Source organism: Candidatus Eisenbacteria bacterium, from assembly GCA_016867715.1.
In the GTDB taxonomy this organism is placed as follows: Bacteria; Orphanbacterota; Orphanbacteria; order Orphanbacterales; family Orphanbacteraceae; genus VGIW01.
This window is the reverse complement of record VGIW01000011.1, coordinates 15440-32728: the sequence shown is the minus strand read 5'-3', so window position 1 is coordinate 32728 and position 17289 is coordinate 15440. Positions and strand designations below refer to the sequence as shown.

Genomic DNA, 17289 nt, shown 5'->3' with positions numbered 1-17289 from the left:
CTCGTCGGAGATGAATCTGGTTCTGTCAGGGAGACCCGTAGGGGGTGCTCGATTTCCAACGATCGCTTTCAGTCTATTCCAGATCCCTCCCTCTGTCAAGAGGAATAGGCCGCCCCGGGCCCGTCATTTCCCCTCGAGCGCCTGGGCCCGCTCGAACGCGCGGAGCGACTTCTCGCCCATCCGGGCGCGGGCGTAGCTGTTCCCGAGAATCCGCCAGTTCCGAGGATCGTCCGGCTGCTCTTCGACCAGCTTCTCCCCGAGCTCGATCGCCCGCGTGTAGTTCTGACCCTTGTAGGCCGCGACGATAGCGTTGTAAAACGCGTCGAGGTAAACCTCGGACCCGGGCTCGGCGACATCCCTCGCCATCTCATAGTATCGGAGAGCGGACTCGTGATCTTCAGCCGCGTCCGCGTCGTAGCCACGATTCATGAGGACGGTCGGGTCCTTCATCCGATGGTAGATCTCGATCGCCTTCTCCTGTTGTCCTTCTTCCCAATAGAGCCCCGCGAGATGATGGAGGAGGTTGTCGTCGTCCGGACGCTGCACGAGGAGCTTCTCGAAAAGCGGGATGGCGCGCTCCTCGAGACCGCTGTCCTCGAGGAACTTCGCGTAGTTCGTGAGCGTGGTGTCATTGTCCGGCTGGCGTTCGAGCGCCGCCTCGTACTTCTCGGCCGCCCGTTCCACGTCCCCCATCCGCGAGTAGAGCTGCGCGAGGTAGCTGTAGCTCGCGACGTGATCGGGCTTGAGCAGGAGCGCGCTCTCGAACCTCCGCGCGGCGTCCTCGTAGCGCCCGCCCGCCTCGAACTCCTGCCCGCGCGCGGCGAGGTCCTCCCAGAAGTAGTCCACCCTCTGGTCGACCTCGGCGTCGAACTTGCTCGTGAGCTCCTTCGTGCGCCGGAACGCCTCCCCCGCCCTTCGGAACTCCGCCTCCTCCCCGCTCTTTCGACCGAGCTCCCCACGGGCGATGCCGAGGTTGTACCATGCCTCCGCGTTGTTCGGCTGCTGCTCGACGGCGATCTCGAGCTCGGCCGCCGCCTTGTCCCAGACCTGCTGGTTGACGTAGTTCTTCCCGCCGACGAAGTGCGCGTTCGCGCAGGAGAGGAGAAGAGCGGGGATCGACAGCGACAACGTCACGATCCATAGCTTCCGAGTCATGGCAACTCCTTGGCCGGGGCCTCTGGCGATGACCTGGGTGCCGAAGCGGTTCCGGAGAGACGATCGGAACCATCGACACGATAGGGTTTTCCCCGATCGCGTGTCAAGCGAAAAGCACTCCCCCCGCGGCCGCGGGGCAAGATCCGGGAGAGGTGGCGAGCGAGCGGCGCGCGTGCTAGGATCGGGGCGCCCGAGTTGGGAAGCGCGTTCCCTTCTCCCGGCGATGGAAAGGGGTTCAAGGATGGCCGCTCGTTTCGCCGCCGGCGCAGGGTTTTCTGCGGGCTCGCCGCCGCCGGGCTTCTCGAAGGCTTCCTGATCCGATTCCTTTACCCGGCTTGGTACCCGGGCGCGCTCGGGTGGGCGGCCGCGACGCTGGTGCAGGCGTTTCTCTACGGCCTGCTCGGCGCGGCGGGATTCGGAGCGCTCGCGCTTCTCGCCGGGGCGCGGGGCCGGAGGGGCGAGGACGAGGGCGCGAGGGACGTTCGATCCGCGCGCTCGCGATCGGAGCGGCCTCCTTCCTCGCTCTCTTCCTTCCGGCGGCGTACTGGGCCCGGAGGCTCTATCTTCCCCCGCTCCGAAACCCGTTCACGTGGGCGGCGGTTGCGCTGATCGCGCTCGTCACGCTTCTCCCCGCCCTCCTCGCGGCGCGCGCCGCGCGGCGCCGGAGCGGGCGATCGCGGGCCGCACTTCTTCTCTTCTCGCGCCGCCTCTTGTGCTCGCGATCCTCGCGGTCGCGTCCGGCGCGATCGGCGAGGCGCTTCAGCGCTGCGGGTCGCGCGATCGGCCGAACGTTCTCTTCATCACGATCGACACGCTTCGGAGCGACCACCTCTCCGCGTACGGATACCCGCGCGAGACCTCCCCCGCGTTCGATCGGACGGCGGCGCAAGGGGCGCTCTTCACGAACGTCGTCGCCGCGACCCCCTTCACGCAGCCCTCGACGGCGAGCCTCCTCACGGGGCTCTACCCGCACACGCACGGCGTCCGAAACCACCCGAACCTCCTCGCCCCGAACCACGTCACGCTCGCAGAGGTCCTCCGTGACGAAGGGTACCTGACCGCCGCCTTCTCCTCGCACGGGCTCCTCGTCCCCGAGTGGGGCTTCGGCCAGGGATTCCTTCTCTTCGAAAGGATCGGAACGCCGGTCCGTTTCGACGTGACCCTTCTCGCGCACGCGCTCCGGCGCCTCGGCGTCCGAAAGCCGGAGAGAAGCCATCGCGCGGACGCGGTGACCGAGCGCGCGCTCCGCTGGCTCGACTCGGGGGCGCGGACCCCGTTCTTCCTCTGGCTCCACTATCTCGATCCCCATTTCCCCTACGAGCCGCCGGAGGAGTACGCGCGCATGTTCGATTCGGGGACCGGCGTCGATGAGCTCACCGATCTCGAGTGGCCGGACGGGCGGCGGAAGATCTTCGATCTCGATCTCCCCGAGGACCGGGTTCGGAAGAACATCGACCTCTACGACGCGGAGATCCGCTTCACCGACGACGAGATCGGCCGCGTTCTCGACAGGCTCCAGAAGATGCGCCTCCTCGACAAGACGATCGTCGCGATCACCGCGGACCACGGGGAGAGCCTCGGCGAGCACGGGCTCTACTTCGCGCACACGCACTTTCTCTACGACCCGTGCATGATGGTCCCCCTCGCCGTCTCCTACCCGCCCGAGGTCGCGCCCGGGACGAAGATCTCGCGAGTCGCGAGCGGCCTCGACGTGATGCCGACCATTCTCAATCTCGCGGGCGCGCCGATCCCGCCGGGTCTCGAGGGGAGAAGCTTCGCACCCCTCCTTCGCGGGGCCGAAGAGGAGCGGTTCCGCGCGGTCTTCGGCGAGAACGGGCGGACGATCGTCGGGAACCTCGAGGAGGAGAACCCGCGCTGGACGGTGGACGGAGACGCGGGACGCTGGCGCATGGTCCGGGCGGACGACCACAAGCTCATCCTCATCCCGAAGCCGGAGGGGGATCGTTTCGAGCTCTATGATTTAACGAACGATCCTCGCGAAACGAACGATCGTGCCGCCGCGGAACCGGCCCGGCTCGACTCCCTGAAACGGCTTCTCCTCGATTGGATCGCGGAGGAGACGAGCGGCTCCACCTTCAAGGACAAGATCGACGGCGAGACGCTGCGCGCCCTCCGGGATCTGGGGTATATCCAGTAGCTCGAATCGGCGGCGTTCCCGCCGCATCAGTCTTCTGAAGCGGGCACCGCGTGCGAGCGGATCCATCCCGCGAGGCTCCGTTCGGTCACGCTCCCGGCGGCGAGGCCCACCATCACGGAGACGACTTCCTCTTCGGCGGCTTCGAGATCGAAGCCGTTTAGACCGAGAAAGACGACCATCGCAAGGAAGGCGACCCGCTTGTTCCCGTCGCGATAGAGATGGCTCCTGGCGAGGGCGAAGCCGTACGCGGCGGAGAGCGCGGCGAGGTCCCTCTTCCGTCCGTACGCGTAGAGGTTGCGCGGCCGGGCAAGCGCCGACTCGAGCGCGTTCTCGTCGCGAACTCCGAGGAGCCCGCCGTGCGTGCGGATCGTGTCGAGATGGACCGCGTCGAGAACGATACGATCGAGCCAGATCGGCCGGCGCCTACGCGCTCCCATCCTTACTTGGCCAGCTCGCGAAGCGCGTTCCGGAATCTCCTTGTCGCGCGCGCGGCGATCGCGAGAGCGCGTTCCGTGGTCGGGTCGTAGGGGGTGAGCAAGATCCCGCTCTCCGTCTCGACCGCGAGCACCGAATCGCCGGGGACGAGGCGGAACCGGTCGGCCAGCTCCTTGGGGAGCGTGGCGCCGATCGATCCGCCCACGCGTCTTAGGACGAGCTTCTTCGTCATGGATCTTCCTCCATCCAAAGAGACTTACGAAAGGGAGTGTAGCACAGAAGTGCTACTCTGGCAACCGCGGCGACTATTCGGCTCGTCGGGCGACCGCTCCGCGCGCCGAGGAACCCGGCCAGGGGTAGGTCGCCTCGACGACCGCGCGGTAGTTCGTGTCGAGAGCGGGACCGAGAGCGATGAGGGCGGCGATGCGGCGTGCCATTTAGGTCACGGAACGAATCGCTTCGATCGTTAGGCACACAGGATCAGGCGCCGGACCGTCTCCCGACCGATTTCCTCCAGAGGGGAGAGCAGGGGAAGGCGGCGCACAGTCACGAACGCGGGTCGCCCTATCGAAAGAGCCTCTTGATCGTGCCCCAGGAGGTCTCCTCGGTTCGCGTCGGACCGGAACAGCCAAGCCCCAGCGCGCCGATCTGACCACAGCCGGGAGCATTCAGGCAGGGAGACGTACTGGACAGCGTGTAGTCGCCCAAAGTCGTCGGCGCGCTCTCGCAGTTCTCTGGGCCGCAAAAGAGGGGATCCTCGAATACATTCCCCACTCCCCAAGAGATCAAACTATCTCCAACGATTCCTGAAGTATCCACGGCAGAACAACTCACCGAGACTGATGTCCCCGTTCCCCACAATCGAATCTCATCCCCGAACAGCCCCGCGCAGTTTCCCCAAACAATCGAGCGTTCCAGCGTTGCGTAGCTCCCGTAGAAATCGATCCCCCCTCCCCTGGCTGAAAAGTTCCCGGCGACCGTGCAGCTCACAAAGGTCGGGCTCGAGTAGATTTCGCATCCGATCCCACCACCTCTTGCGGAGGCCGTGTTGCCGGTAATCACGCAATCCGTGATCAACGGAGCTCCGTACATGTCACACCCAACCCCTCCCCCGATCACGGCACTATTCCCGTAGACTGTGCAACGAGCAAGCACTGCGCCCGATGTGCTCCCCATGTACACACCTCCCCCTGATCCGGCATACTCATAGGGATAGAAAGCAGTGTTGCGGTAGATCTCGCAGTCCCGGATCGTCGGAGAGGAGTGCCCACCAATGCCGATGCCCCCACCCCATCCGGCACGATTGTCTCTGATCATACAGTTCACGATCGACACGCGACAAACCTCGACACAGTAGATGCCACCCGCGTTCCCCTCACAATAACCCCCGGTCAACGTGAGCCCTTCAATGCGAGCGTCTACTTGGATGTTGCGACAATTCAGTACTCTGCCGAGACTCTGCGCATCGATGGTCGCACAGTCGGGATCTCCCGTCTCGCTCCGGAGGCAGACTCCGGACTTCATGCGGACGTTGTACTCATAGTAGATCCCGCACCCGACAAGAACGGTATCTCCGACGGTTGCAGAGTCAATCCCCGCTTGGATGGTCGGAGCATCTCCGGAGCCATCCGGCAGGATGTACCAGGTGCGCGCGGATGCGCCCGTCGCGGGGACCACGAGGATCCCAAGCGCGAAGAGAACCATCGCTCCTTTCATACCCTTCGCCCCCTTTGCGATTCCTCGCCGCCGGCTCGGCGCCCACGGCGAGCCGGCGGGCGGTCGAGCGATCCCCTTCCCGCGATCTCCAGGGGAAGACATCTCGCGAAGAAGACACTCGGGCGGTCGGCGGATCTGGTTTCATTATATAGACCCGAAACGTCCCTTCGTCGAGCAACGCAGGGGCGCCCGAGGGCGGCGGTCCTCGTTCCGAGGATCGAAGATCGTCAGAGAAGATCGTACGCGTCGACGTCGACGAGGATCTCGGAGCGGAGGCCCCGCCCTTTTCGCGCGTCGTCGAGATGCTCGGCGAGAACCGCTCGGAGCGTCCGCCATCTCTCGACGCGCCCCTTGATCAGGATCCTCCAGCGCACGCGGTCGCGGATCTTCGCGATCGCCGCCGGCACCGGCCCGAGGATCTCCCAAACGAGAGGACGAACCCGCGCGTCCGCGGAAAGCGCCTCGCGGAAGCGCGCCGCCGCGCTTCGAACGACCGCCCCCTTCTTCCCCCGAAACGTGAGGGCGAGAACGCGCGAGTAGGGCGGGTAGTGGAGCGCGCGCCGATCGTCGAGCTCGCGCACCGCGAACGGCTCGTACTCGTGAAGAACCGCCGATCGAAGGACATAGTGCAACGGGTGAAAGGTTTGGATGACAACCTCTCCCTCTCGGTCCCCGCGGCCCGCCCTTCCCGCGACCTGGAGGAGAAGCTGGAAGGTCCGCTCCGCCGCGCGGAAGTCGGGAAGATGAAGCGCGGTGTCGGCGTTCACGACGCCGACGAGGGAGACGCCGGGGAAATGGTGCCCCTTCGCGATCATCTGCGTCCCGATGAGGAGGTTCACCTTCCCCTCGCCGAACTCGCCGAGGATCGAGCGGGCGGAGTCCTTCCGGCGCGTCGTGTCGAGATCCATGCGCGCGATGCGCGCGAACGGAAAGACCTCCGCGAGATCCTCTTCCACGCGCTGCGTTCCGGCCCCTCGATGGCCGATCCGCGCGCCGCCGCACTTCGGGCAGACCGCCGGCGCTTCCTCCTCGGTCCCGCAATAGTGACAGCGGAGGATCGGCTCCCTTCGATGAAACGTGAAGGTCACCGCGCAATGCGCGCAGCGGGGAACATGCCCGCAGTCCGGACATCGGAGAAAGGGCGCGTATCCCCTCCGGTTCAGGAAGACCATCGCCTGCTCGCCCCGTTCGAGGACCGCTCCGATCTTCTCGACGAGAAGAGGAGAGAGAACGCCGCGCCTCTCCTTCGGCGGGACGAGATGAAGATCGACGATGGTGATCGCCGGGAGCGGGCGGTTCTCGATGCGGGTCGGAAGGACGGACATGCGGTACTTCCCGCTCCTGGCGTTGTAGTACGACTCGATGCTCGGCGTCGCGCTCCCGAGAAGAACCGGGACCTTCTCGAGGCGCGCCCGCACGACCGCGCCGTCCCGCCCGTGATAGCGCGGGCTCTCGCCTTGCTTGTAGCTCGCGTCGTGCTCCTCGTCGACCACGAGGAGCCCGAGGTTCGGGAGCGGCGCGAAGAGCGCCGAGCGCACCCCGACCACCACCGGAAAGCGCCCGCGGTGGATCTCGCGCCACGTGTCGTGTCTCTCCCCCGCGCTCAGCGCGCTATGAAGAACCACGACCTCCTCGCCGAAGCGCGCGCGAAAACGCCCCACCGTTTGCGGGGTGAGCGCGATCTCCGGAACGAGAACGAGGACCGACCGCTTGATGCTCCTCGCGACGGAAGCGGCCCGGAGGTAGACCTCGGTCTTCCCCGAACCGGTGATCCCGTAGAGAAGATGCGCTTCGAATCGCCCCGCGCGGATCGCCTCCTCGACCGGTCGGAGCGCCTCGGTCTGCTCGGGGGTGAGCGGCGGGTTCACCACGATCGGCTCCGCGCCCGCGCCGTCGGCGATTCGGACGACTTCCTCTTCCGTCTTGCGCACGAAGCCCCGCTTCTCGAGCGCCTCGACGGCGTTCCCGAACCGGAAGAGGACCGATCGGCGGAGGCGCCGCTTCTCGCGAAGAAGAAGAAGACACTCCCTCTGGCGGACCGCGTTCTTTCGAAGCGCTTCGAGCGCCGCGTCCCGGCACCCCTCCGGGAGGATCTCGACCCACGTTTCGGTGCGGCTTCGCGCGCCCGGTTCGGAGAGAATCGCTTGAACTTTCAAATGTCCGGACGCCTCGAGCCGGCGGAGCGCCCCCTCGACGCGCGCGGGACTCTCCCCGAGGCGCCGCGCGAGCGCCCGGACGGGGATCGTCTTCCGCCGCGCCACCTCTTCGGCGACGCGACGATCGAGACCTTCCCGCGCGATCGCTTCGCCCTCGCCGACCCACACCGCGCTTCGCCGGCTCCGGCGGCCGAGCGCGAGAGGGAGCGCCGCGTGGAGCGCCTCCCCCCACGAGGCAAGGTAGTAGTCCGCGACCCACCGGGTCAGCTCCCGCATGGAAGCGCTCACGACCGGCTCTTCGTCCAGGACCTCGAGCACCTCCTTCGCTTCGACGGGAGGAGGCTCGTCGGTCGTGCCGACGACGACGCCGGTCATCCGGCGCGGACCGAAGGGGACGACGACGCGGCGGCCGACGAGATCCGCCGGTTCTCCCGATGGAGCGCGATACGTAAACTCCTTGCGGGCCGGTGTCGGAACGGCGACGACGAGGAATCGGGAAGGCACGCGCATCTCCGCCGGGCGAGGGCCCGGATCGGGACGATCATACCACGGCCGGCGCGGACGGTGAGTGCGGCGCCCGCTCCACGGTTGGACGTGCGGAAAGACGGGCGACGAATCGGAGACAATCGGGAAGAACGCGTTGAACTACTGCGCGGGGTTCTTCCACCCTTCCTGGATGGAGAGGAAGATCTTGGCGATGTCCGGGTCGAACGCGGTGCCGATCCGCTCGCGCACCATTCGCACCGCTTTCTCGTGGCTGTACGCCGGGCGATAGGGCCGGCTCGTCGTGAGCGCGTCGTAGAAATCGGGGATCGAGACGATCCGCGCGCCGAGCGGAATCTTCTCGCCGCGGATGCCGTCCGGGTAGCCCTCCCCGTCCCACCGCTCGTGATGGTGGCGGATGATCGGAACCGCCGCGTGGAGGTAGTCCACGTTCTCGACGATGCGAGCCCCGATCACCGGATGGCGGCGGATGAGAGCGAGCTCGTCCTCGTCCAGCTTCCCCTTCTTGTTCAGGATCGGCCCGAGCACCCCGATCTTCCCGAGATCGTGGAGGGTCGCGCCGTACTGGACCGCCTCGACCTGGCGCGGCGAGAGGCCCATCTCCTCGGCGAGAACGGTGGCGTGCTGCGTCACGCGAAGGGAATGGTAAGAAGTCTCCGAGTCCTTCGCCTCGAGCGACCGGATGAGCGCCTGCACGGTGACGAGACGGTTCTGCTTTCCTTCCGAGACGAGAAGCGAGTTGTCGATCGCGAGCGCCATCGAGTGCGCGAGGATCACGCCGAGGTCCTTGTCCCTCCGCTGTAAGCGGCGCGGCTTGCGATACAGAAACGTCAACACACCGAGCGAGCGCCCGCGATGGCCGAGGGGAAAGCACGCGGCCGAGGCATACCGCCCGCTCCGGACCGTGTCCGGATAGTGATGGACGCTGTCGCGATTGACCTCGTAGACCGCTTGGGGGACGCCGGTGCGGAGCGCCTCGTGGCCGATCGTTCCGTGCGCGACCATCGTGTCGCGGAGGCTGGTCTTCCGGACGAGGTCGCCGTTTCTTCGCTCGGAAAGCATCTCGACTCCCCAATCGGCGAGGGCGACTGAGCACCCGTCCGCGCCGCTCACGTCGATGAGCGTCTCGACCGCCTTCCACACGACCCCCTCGGTGGTCTCCTCGCTGTCGGCCCTCTCGTTGCTCAGATAGGCCGCCCAGACGTCAAGGTTCTCGCCGAACCTCGAGGACGCGCCGCGCAGCCGCCGCGGGCGCCCCGTTGTCGTCGTCTTGGGCTTCTCGACCAGCGTGTCCTTCACCGGCGCACCTCGCGGAATCCTACACGTTCAAATAGTTCTCGATCTTTTCGATGAGACGAGTCGGGCTGAACGGTTTCACGATGTAGTCGTCCGCGCCGACCTCCATCCCCACCTGCCGGTCCACTTCGCGCCCCTTCGCGGTGAGCAGGATCACCGGGATCGGGCTCGTTTCCGGATCCGCCTTCAGCCGGCGGCACGCCTCGAAGCCGTCCACCTTCGGCATCATGATGTCGAGAACGATGAGATCGGGCTTCTCCGTCCGCGCGAGGCGGACCGCTTCCTCGCCGTCGGCCGCGGTGAGAACCTCGTATCCTTCCGCGCCGAGGCTGAAGTCGAGGATGTGCAGGATGTACACCTCGTCGTCGACGACCAGGATCTTCTTCGCCACGTTGCTCCCTCCCTCCCGCCTTCCGTCAGGCGCGGACCGCGTGACGTCGTTCGTTGAACTCCAAAATATCGTGGATCTTTCGGAGAAGCCGCCGGTAATCCTCGGCGCGAAGCCGCCGCCCTCCCCGCCCCCTTCGCCGGGCCGGACCCTCGAAGGCCAGAAACGGGATGTGCCGGGTCCCCGGATCACGCCGGAGAACCCGCGCCGCCGCGTGCCCGTCGAGAAGTGCGAGCATCCCGTCGAGAACGATGAGCGCCGGCCTCTCCCGCCGCGCGAGATGCACGATCTCCTCTCCGCTTCGCGCCTCGATCACCGCGTATCCGTTCCGATCGAGGAGATCCGCGATCTCCCGTCTCAGGGCGCTCTCGCCTTCGGCGACAAGAACGACCGGGCGGGCGTCCTCAGGAACCCTGCGATTCGACATCGTTCCCCTCCTCCCGCGGACCGGATCCCAAGACGACCGTCTCCGGAGGCCCTTCGCCTCGGCGGCGGTCGCGAACCAGCACGCTCCCCTCGATCGACTTCCCGTAGCGTTTGACCTCGGAGGCGAGGTCCGCCACTTGCGCGACGTGCGAGATCCGCCGGCCGTCGCTGGCGATCATCGCGAGCGTCACGGAGAGAATGGGAAAACGCTTCCGCTCCCCGGTCCGCCCTTCCACCTCCAGATAGCCGCGCTTCCTGTCCTCCTCGGGGACGAGGCGGACAAGAGCGCGTCCGAACTCATCGAGCACGCGCCGCGCGATCGCCTCGGCGCGCTCTGGTTTTGAGGTATAAAGGAAATCGTCGCCGCCGATGTGCCCCACGAACTCGGAGCCGTCTCCATGCGCCTCGCAGGCGAGAAGCAGGATGCGGGCGAGCTCGCGGATCGCGACGTCTCCCTCGTTGTAGCCATAGGTGTCGTTGTACGCCTTGAAGTTGTCGAGATCGACGTAGACGACCGAAAACGGAGCGCCGGAGGCGATCAGACCCTCGAGGCGCTCCTCGATCGATACGTTCCCCGGGAGCCCGGTGAGCGGGTTCGCGGATTTCTGCGCCTTGCTCCATCGAAGAACCGTGCTGATGCGCGCGAGGAGCTCTCCCGCCGCGAACGGCTTCGTCACGTAGTCGTTCGCCCCGACTTCGAGCCCGGCGAGCTTGTCATCGAGGTTGTCCTTCGCCGTGAGCATGATGATCGGGATCTGCGAGGTGACGAACTGCGCGCGAAGCTTGCGCGCCACCGTGTAGCCGTCCATCTCCGGCATCATCACGTCGAGGAGGACGAGCGCCGGCTTCGTCTCGCGCGCGAGAGCGAGCCCCTCCCGCCCGTCGCGGGCGAGAACCGGCTCGAACCCGCCCCGACTGAGATGGAGTCCGATGATGCGGCGGATCGCGTCCTCGTCCTCGATCACGAGGATCTTCTCCCTTTCCATCTCCTTCACGCGTGCGTTCCTTTCGCCCGATGCGTTTCTCGGCGGGAGCGCCCCGCCGGCGGTTTGCCGATTCTTCTTTCCGTTCTTCTCTCGCGTGGAATCGGCAAGAGGCATGCCACGGCCTCGGCAGGCCTCCGAGGCCCGTGCCGAGGTTCGAAGCGCTCGCGCTTTCATGCGTTTCGGAGAGGGATTCCCGCGCGGGACGCCCCGGCGGAGAGGGGCCGCGCATGCGCCGAGTGGCGGAATGCGAAGGCGCGGCGCACTCTGCGCCGCCTGTTCAATCTTTGAACGGGAGGGGAAGGTCGGCGCCGGCGGACTGGTCGGGGGCGGCCGCGGTCCCCCTCCGGAACGCCTCCTCGCCGGCAGAGGCGACCATCGCGGCGTTGTCCGTGCAGAACTCGATCGGGGCGAGGAAGAGCGCGGCACCCGTCTCCCTCGCCATCTTCTCGAACGCGGCGCGGAGGCGGGAGTTGGCGGCCACGCCGCCGCAGACGGCGAGGCGAGTCTCCCCCGTCCGCTCGAGCGCGCGCCTCGCGTTCTCGACGAGCGGCTCGACGACCGCCTCCTGGAAGCTCGCCAGGAGGTCGGGAAGCTTCTCCTCGCCGGCGAGCGACGGGTCATCCCGAAGCGCGTAGCGGATCGCGGTCTTCACGCCGCTGAAGCTGAAGTCGAGCGTCTCCGGTTCGAGCCTCGCCCGCGGGAACGCATGGCGATCGGGGTTCCCGCGCGCCGCGAGGCGGTCGATGACCGGCCCTCCGGGATACGGAAGCGAGGCCATCTTCGCGACCTTGTCGAACGCCTCGCCGGCGGCGTCGTCGCGCGTCCGCCCGAGAAGCGCGTAGTCCCCTTCGCTTCGCACATGAATCAGTTCGGTGTGCCCGCCCGAGACGATGAGCGCCACGAATCGGAACGCCTCGTCGGGAAAACCGAGACGGAGGCCGAAGAGATGCGCTTCGAGATGGTGGACCGGAAGGAGCGGGATGCGGAGCGCCCAGGCGAGCGCGCGGGCCACGGAAAGACCGACGACGAGCGCGCCGATCAGCCCGGGGCCCACGGTGACCGCGACCGCGTCGAGATCGCGCGGCTCGACCTTCGCCTCGGCGAGGGCGCGGCGGAGGATGGGGACGATCGTTCGGATGTGCTCGCGCGAGGCGAGCTCGGGGACGACCCCGCCGTAGACGCGGTGGACATCTTGCGAGAGAACGATGTTCGAGAGGACCCGGCGCCCGTCCCGAACCACCGCCGCGGCGGTCTCGTCGCAGGAGGTCTCCACTCCGAGGATGAGGGCCAAGTCATCTCCCCCTGCGGCGCATCGTGAAGTGCTTGGGGGAGAAATCCACGAGAACCACCGACTCGGGCAGATTCTGGATCTGTCCCATCAGCTCGGGGGGCGCGGCCCCCTCCCCGGCGCCGCCCCTTCCTGGCATGTCCACGGTGGGCTGAAAGAGGTGGATCCGATTCCCCGGGCTCACCTCTCCCACGAAACGATGCTCTCCATACGGGAGCGAGGACGCATCGAGAAGAAGACGGACGCGGATCTCCTGAATCATGCCGATCGCGGCCGCCGGTCCCCGAACGACGAGATCGATCGCCTCGGGCTCCGCGTCGACCCGATCCCTTTCGGTGATCCGGATCGGGCGCCTTCGGAGCGAGCGCTCCTCCACCCTCTCGATGTCGAAGAGGACCTCGACTTCCGACGGCTCGCCGGCCACGAGCGCGTGGCCTCGAAGGTCGATCGGCTGGAAACGCCGCACGTCCTCCGTCGCGCCGGAGAGCGAAACCGGAACCGTTCGGACCGCGTCGATCCCGGCGATCGTCCCCTCGGGGCCGGTCAGAACGGCGCGCGCCGGTTCCGCGGTCGGCGCGCCGAAGAGCGCGTATCCATCGGCGGGCGCCCCCTCCGCGAGCGGAACGACCGGGACCCTCTTGCTCACCTTCGGTTCGAACGTGAGGAGGATCGGATCGGGGGCGAGGACCTCGAGAACGCGTGCCTTCCGGTTCGGCGGAACCCGGACGGCTTCCGCGGTGGCCGAGACGCGCTGCGTTCCTCTTCGCATATGGGAGAGATCGACCTCCGCCGAGAGATAGTCCGGCTCGGTCTGCCAGAACTTTCGGTTGAAAACCGCTCGCACTTCAAGCTTCTCCGGCGGGCTCCCCACGAGGACCAGCGAGTCCGGCACGTTGACGTAGCTCACCGGGACCTCGCACGCGACCTCGACCACGCGCTCCGTCTCCGCGTTGAAGCAGACGAAGATCGTGACCAGGAAGGCGGCCGCGAGGATCCCGAGATTGCCCGTGACGTGCCTCATCCTCTCCCCCCCGCCGCCGCGCGAAGCGAGCGCCGGAGCTCGACGCCGAACTCCTCGAGAAGGAGACGCATGTTCGCGCCCGGGCGAGCGCCGGAGAGCGCGCCGTGCGCGAAGGCGAAGATCCGCTCGGCCGCGGCAAAGGACGCATCCCCCGCGGGACCTTCCTCCGATGCTCCTGCGGCCCTCTCCCGCGCGAGGAGAAGGAAGAGCGAGAGACGGTCGGCAGCCAGCGTCTCGGGGGCGTTCTCACCCTCCACCTCCTCGGCCCACGTCTCGAGTGCGAGCGCATACTCCGCAACAGGCGAGGCGGCCGCCCGGAGGAGAAGGTCTTCCGCTTTCTTCCTCTCCGCGCGAAAGAGCTCGAGGTTGATCTCCGCCGCTTGTCGCGGGACCCCCTCGCCGAGAAGAAGAAGCGCCTCCCACTCCTCGGGATCGATCGCGTGGAAGAAACGCGCGGCCGCCCTCTTCGTCTCCTCCGGGGGTGGGAGCGGGACGCGGATCCGCTCGCACCGGGACCGGATCGTGTCGAGAAGCGCCTCGCGCCGGGACGTCGTGAGCAGAAGGAGTGATCCCGGCGGGGGCTCCTCGAGCGTCTTGAGGAGAGCGTTCTCCGCCTCCTCGGTCGTCCGGTCCGCTTCCTCGATCACGACTACCTTTCTGCTTCGCGCCGCAGGCCGGCGGCCGAGGAACGGGAGAACTCCCGATCGACCGCCGAGGCCGCCTCCCTCGCCCGCGCCGGTCATGAGACCGATCCCTATCGTGGAGATGTACCACTCGAGCGAGAGCCCCGGGCGGGCCGTCTCGCGCACGAAAGCCTTCTCGGCATCCCCAAGCGAGGAGGCATCGAGGCGCGCCTCGAACGCGCTCCGGTCGAGACGTGGGCTCCCTCTCGTCCTCCGGAGAAACGAGCTCGGATCGAGGCGAAGCGGAAGGAGCGGGCGGCTCACCGGATCCGGAATCGGCGCGTGGAGAAACCCCTCTTCCTCGATCCTCTCGAGCGCCTCGCGGACTCCTCCCGGAAAGTACCGCTCCGCCCTCTCCCTCTCGACCCAAACCGGACGATCGATCGGGCGGAGAACGAGAAGGTCGAGATCCGACAGGCCCTCGAACGACCGGCACGCCTCGCACGTCCCGCACGGAGGTTTCTTCCCCTCGCAAACGGCCGCCTTCCCAATCCAGAGAGCCGCCTCCGCCTTTCCCGCGCCGCGAGGTCCGTCGAGAAGAACCGCGTGCGCGAGCGTCCCGCTCCGGAGGCGGTCGAGAACCGCGGCCTTCATCGCTCCCATCGCTTCGCTCATCAAGCATTCCCTCCGGCGGAGGCGGCGGCCACCGTCGCGAAGAGGACCGTCTCCGGAGAGCCGGCGCCGCTCTTCACCGCCCGATCGGCGCGCGAGAACGCCGCGAGAAGGCTCATCAGCTCCTCCTCGCCGAAGCGCGCCGCCTGCCCGAGGCGGAGGAACACGACGTACGGGTGCTGGCGGAATAGGTTTCCTCTCCCCTTCCCGAACCGATCCTTCCGCTCGTCCGCAAACCGGGAGCGGAAGAACCCGGTGAACGCTGCGTAGCTCCCGAGAGCCTTCCGGATCGCGGCGTCTTCGCGGAGCGCGATCCTCGCTTGGAGAAGGTACCGAACCTCGCGGGCCAGGAGCGAGAGGATCGCTCCGGCGGAGATTCCCTGGCGGAGGAGGTCTTGAAGATCCGCCAGCGATCGCTCCCGATCCCTGCCCGAGATCCCCTCGGTGATCTCGTAGAGAAGCGTGTCCCGCGAACGTCCGACGACCGCCTCCACGTCCGCCTGCGTGATCTTCTTCCGCGGGCTCGCGTAGAGACGAAGCTTCTCCAGCTCGTTCCGCGCCGTGAGAAGGTCGGTGCCGACGCGGCTCGCGATCGCCTGCGCCCCCTCGATCGGGAGGTCGAGCCCGAGAAGCCGGGCGCGCGCGCGGATTCGGTCCGGCATCTCCCGCTCCTTCACCGCCTCGAACCGGAAGACCGCCCCCTCGGCGCTCATCTTCTTGTACCAGCGAAGCCGTTTGTCCACGTCGCCGGAGTGGCGTACGAGGAGAAAGAGATCCGGCTCCCGCGCCGCGCGCTCGAGAAGGTCGGAAAGCCCTTCCGCCCGGGGCGGCACCCCCTCGAGCAGAACGACCCGCCGGTCCGCGAAGAGGGACATCTGGGAGAGCGCGTCGCCGAGGGCCGCCGCGTCGGTTTCCTTCGGGCCTAAAACGATCCGGGTCGCGCCGCGCTTCTCGAGGGCGGAGAGGATCGCGGAGGCCGCCTCCTCCGCGCCGAGAGTCTCCTCGCCGTAGACGAGCGCCGCGGCCGGCTCCCAGCGGCCGCCTTCCAGCCTCTTCACGAACGTTTGCAGATCCACGGATGCCCCATCAAGGGATCCGAAGGCGCTGGCCTTCGATGAGCACGACTTCGGATCCGAGGTTGTTTCCCGCGAGGAGAGCTTGAACTTCCACCCGGTAGAGGCGGGCGATGCTCCACACGGTCTCCCCCTTCTGCACGACATGGTAGACCTCGGGCGCGGAGTCGGCGCGCCGGAAATAGCGCTCAACCCCGGCGGCGATCCTCTCCGCGACGCGGTCTCGGAAGTCGTCCTTCACGAGGAGCGCCGCGTCCGACCGGTTCGAGACGAAGCCGACCTCGACGAGAACCGCGGGGATCTCGAGCGATTTAAGGACGGCGAAACCGGCCTGCTTCACGTTGCGGAGCTCCATCTCGCGACCGTTTCGGAACGCGTTCCAGATCTCCTCGGCGAGCGCCTCGCTCCTCTTCATCCCCTCTTCCTGAAGATAGTCGTAAAGAATGGAGAGCACTTCTTCTTCCGCTTCTCGGGGGACGCCCCCGATGAGGTCGGCCGCATTCTCTTTGTCCGCGAGCTCGCGCGCCATCTGGTCGGTCGCCCCGGAGAGCGAGAGGAAGTAGATCTCGAAGCCGTTCGCGCTCTTGTTCCGAGCGGCGTTCGCGTGCAGGCTGATGAAGACATCCCCTTTCTTCGTGCGCGCGAACTTGCGCCGGTCTCCGAGACGCACGAAGTAGTCTCCGGTCCGCGTAAGGATCGCCTCGTACCCGGGAAGCGCGTTGATGCGCCGGGCGAGACGGCGGGCGAGGTCGAGGGTGATCTCCTTCTCGACGAGACCGCGGAATCCCTTCGCCCCCGGATCGTCCCCTCCGTGCCCCGGGTCGATCACGATGCGCCGAACCGAACCGTCGGCCGGCGCGGGGGGAGGCGCCCGGTCGAGCGCCTTCTCTCGATAGACGTCGATCACGACCCGGTGCGGCTTATCCGCGACCGGGGCGAGCGAGAAGGCCTGATAGCGCGCGCTCTTCTCGAGGTCGAGAACGATCTGGGCCGTGCCGCTCCGAAGGGCGTTCAGGCGGATCGCGCGGACGAGCCCGTCGTCGACGCTGATCTTCCGGGTCTTTCCACGGAAGGATGTCTGCCGGATGTCCACCACGATTCGGTGGGGGTCGCCGAGAGCCCGGTGGGTGAAGGACGCGGCGGCGCTGAGATCCACGACGACGCGGGTGTGATCGGGTGCGGTCCAGAAGCGGACGTTGGTGACGACCGGGGCCGGCGCGGCGGCGGGCGCGAGAATCGCCGACAAGAGGACGATCGACAGGAACCGAAAGTTCATTCGAAGCCCTCCCCGCGCGCACAATGCGAAGAAGCGAGCGTCACGCGGCGTTCCTCCTCACGCGCGGATTGTGCCAAAGGAGGAGAGGGGTGTCAACAAAGCAGCGGAACGTTTAT

15 protein-coding genes are annotated in these 17289 nt (G+C 67.1%); 1 reads left to right on the top strand and 14 read right to left on the bottom strand.

Going from position 1 to position 17289, the window contains the following annotated elements; translation table 11 throughout:
* Nucleotides 1-123 precede the first annotated feature (123 nt).
* Nucleotides 124-1155, bottom strand: a complete 1032-nt coding sequence (locus tag FJY73_03790) for a tetratricopeptide repeat protein (GenBank protein MBM3319781.1) — start codon at nt 1153-1155, stop codon at nt 124-126.
* Between the two features lie 589 nt (nt 1156-1744).
* On the opposite strand from FJY73_03790, the gene FJY73_03785 reads away from it, so the two are divergent.
* On the top strand, nt 1745-3313 hold the full coding sequence (locus FJY73_03785) for a sulfatase (GenBank protein ID MBM3319780.1): 1569 nt from the start codon (nt 1745-1747) through the stop codon (nt 3311-3313).
* Nucleotides 3314-3339: 26 nt separating this feature from the next.
* On the opposite strand, the gene FJY73_03780 is transcribed toward FJY73_03785, so the two are convergent.
* From FJY73_03780 to FJY73_03720, 13 genes are all read right to left on the bottom strand, one after another.
* Nucleotides 3340-3750: a type II toxin-antitoxin system death-on-curing family toxin gene (locus FJY73_03780; protein MBM3319779.1), complete on the bottom strand. Its 411-nt coding sequence runs from the start codon at nt 3748-3750 to the stop codon at nt 3340-3342.
* A gap of 2 nt (nt 3751-3752) precedes the next feature.
* Entirely contained in the window at nt 3753-3980 is a 228-nt protein-coding gene (locus FJY73_03775; GenBank protein MBM3319778.1) for an AbrB/MazE/SpoVT family DNA-binding domain-containing protein, read from the bottom strand.
* Between the two features lie 332 nt (nt 3981-4312).
* Nucleotides 4313-5452, bottom strand: a complete 1140-nt coding sequence (locus FJY73_03770) for a right-handed parallel beta-helix repeat-containing protein (GenBank protein ID MBM3319777.1) — start codon at nt 5450-5452, stop codon at nt 4313-4315.
* Nucleotides 5453-5691: 239 nt separating this feature from the next.
* Nucleotides 5692-8124: a primosomal protein N' gene (priA, locus tag FJY73_03765; protein ID MBM3319776.1), complete on the bottom strand. Its 2433-nt coding sequence runs from the start codon at nt 8122-8124 to the stop codon at nt 5692-5694.
* A gap of 141 nt (nt 8125-8265) precedes the next feature.
* Nucleotides 8266-9423 (bottom strand): HD domain-containing protein, encoded by a 1158-nt coding sequence (locus FJY73_03760; protein ID MBM3319775.1) that lies wholly within the window; start codon nt 9421-9423, stop codon nt 8266-8268.
* A 19-nt stretch (nt 9424-9442) separates the two neighbouring features.
* On the bottom strand, nt 9443-9811 hold the full coding sequence (locus FJY73_03755; GenBank protein ID MBM3319774.1) for a response regulator: 369 nt from the start codon (nt 9809-9811) through the stop codon (nt 9443-9445).
* Nucleotides 9812-9836: 25 nt separating this feature from the next.
* Nucleotides 9837-10235: a response regulator gene (locus tag FJY73_03750; GenBank protein MBM3319773.1), complete on the bottom strand. Its 399-nt coding sequence runs from the start codon at nt 10233-10235 to the stop codon at nt 9837-9839.
* Nucleotides 10213-11229, bottom strand: a complete 1017-nt coding sequence (locus tag FJY73_03745; GenBank protein MBM3319772.1) for a response regulator — start codon at nt 11227-11229, stop codon at nt 10213-10215. The genes FJY73_03750 and FJY73_03745 overlap by 23 nt, the downstream gene beginning before the upstream one ends.
* Before the next feature lie 268 nt (nt 11230-11497).
* Nucleotides 11498-12511, bottom strand: a complete 1014-nt coding sequence (tsaD, locus tag FJY73_03740) for a tRNA (adenosine(37)-N6)-threonylcarbamoyltransferase complex transferase subunit TsaD (GenBank protein ID MBM3319771.1) — start codon at nt 12509-12511, stop codon at nt 11498-11500.
* Nucleotide 12512: 1 nt separating this feature from the next.
* Complete coding sequence (locus FJY73_03735) at nt 12513-13529, bottom strand: YbbR-like domain-containing protein (GenBank protein MBM3319770.1); 1017 nt, start codon at nt 13527-13529, stop codon at nt 12513-12515.
* The gene (locus FJY73_03730) at nt 13526-14827 is read right to left on the bottom strand and encodes a hypothetical protein (protein ID MBM3319769.1); all 1302 of its coding nucleotides are present in this window, start codon (nt 14825-14827) and stop codon (nt 13526-13528) included. The genes FJY73_03735 and FJY73_03730 overlap by 4 nt, the downstream gene beginning before the upstream one ends.
* Entirely contained in the window at nt 14827-15882 is a 1056-nt protein-coding gene (gene holA, locus FJY73_03725; GenBank protein ID MBM3319768.1) for a DNA polymerase III subunit delta, read from the bottom strand. Before holA ends, FJY73_03730 begins: the two co-directional genes overlap by 1 nt.
* 28 nt (nt 15883-15910) lie before the next feature.
* On the bottom strand, nt 15911-17173 hold the full coding sequence (locus tag FJY73_03720) for an N-acetylmuramoyl-L-alanine amidase (GenBank protein ID MBM3319767.1): 1263 nt from the start codon (nt 17171-17173) through the stop codon (nt 15911-15913).
* Nucleotides 17174-17289: the final 116 nt, after the last annotated feature.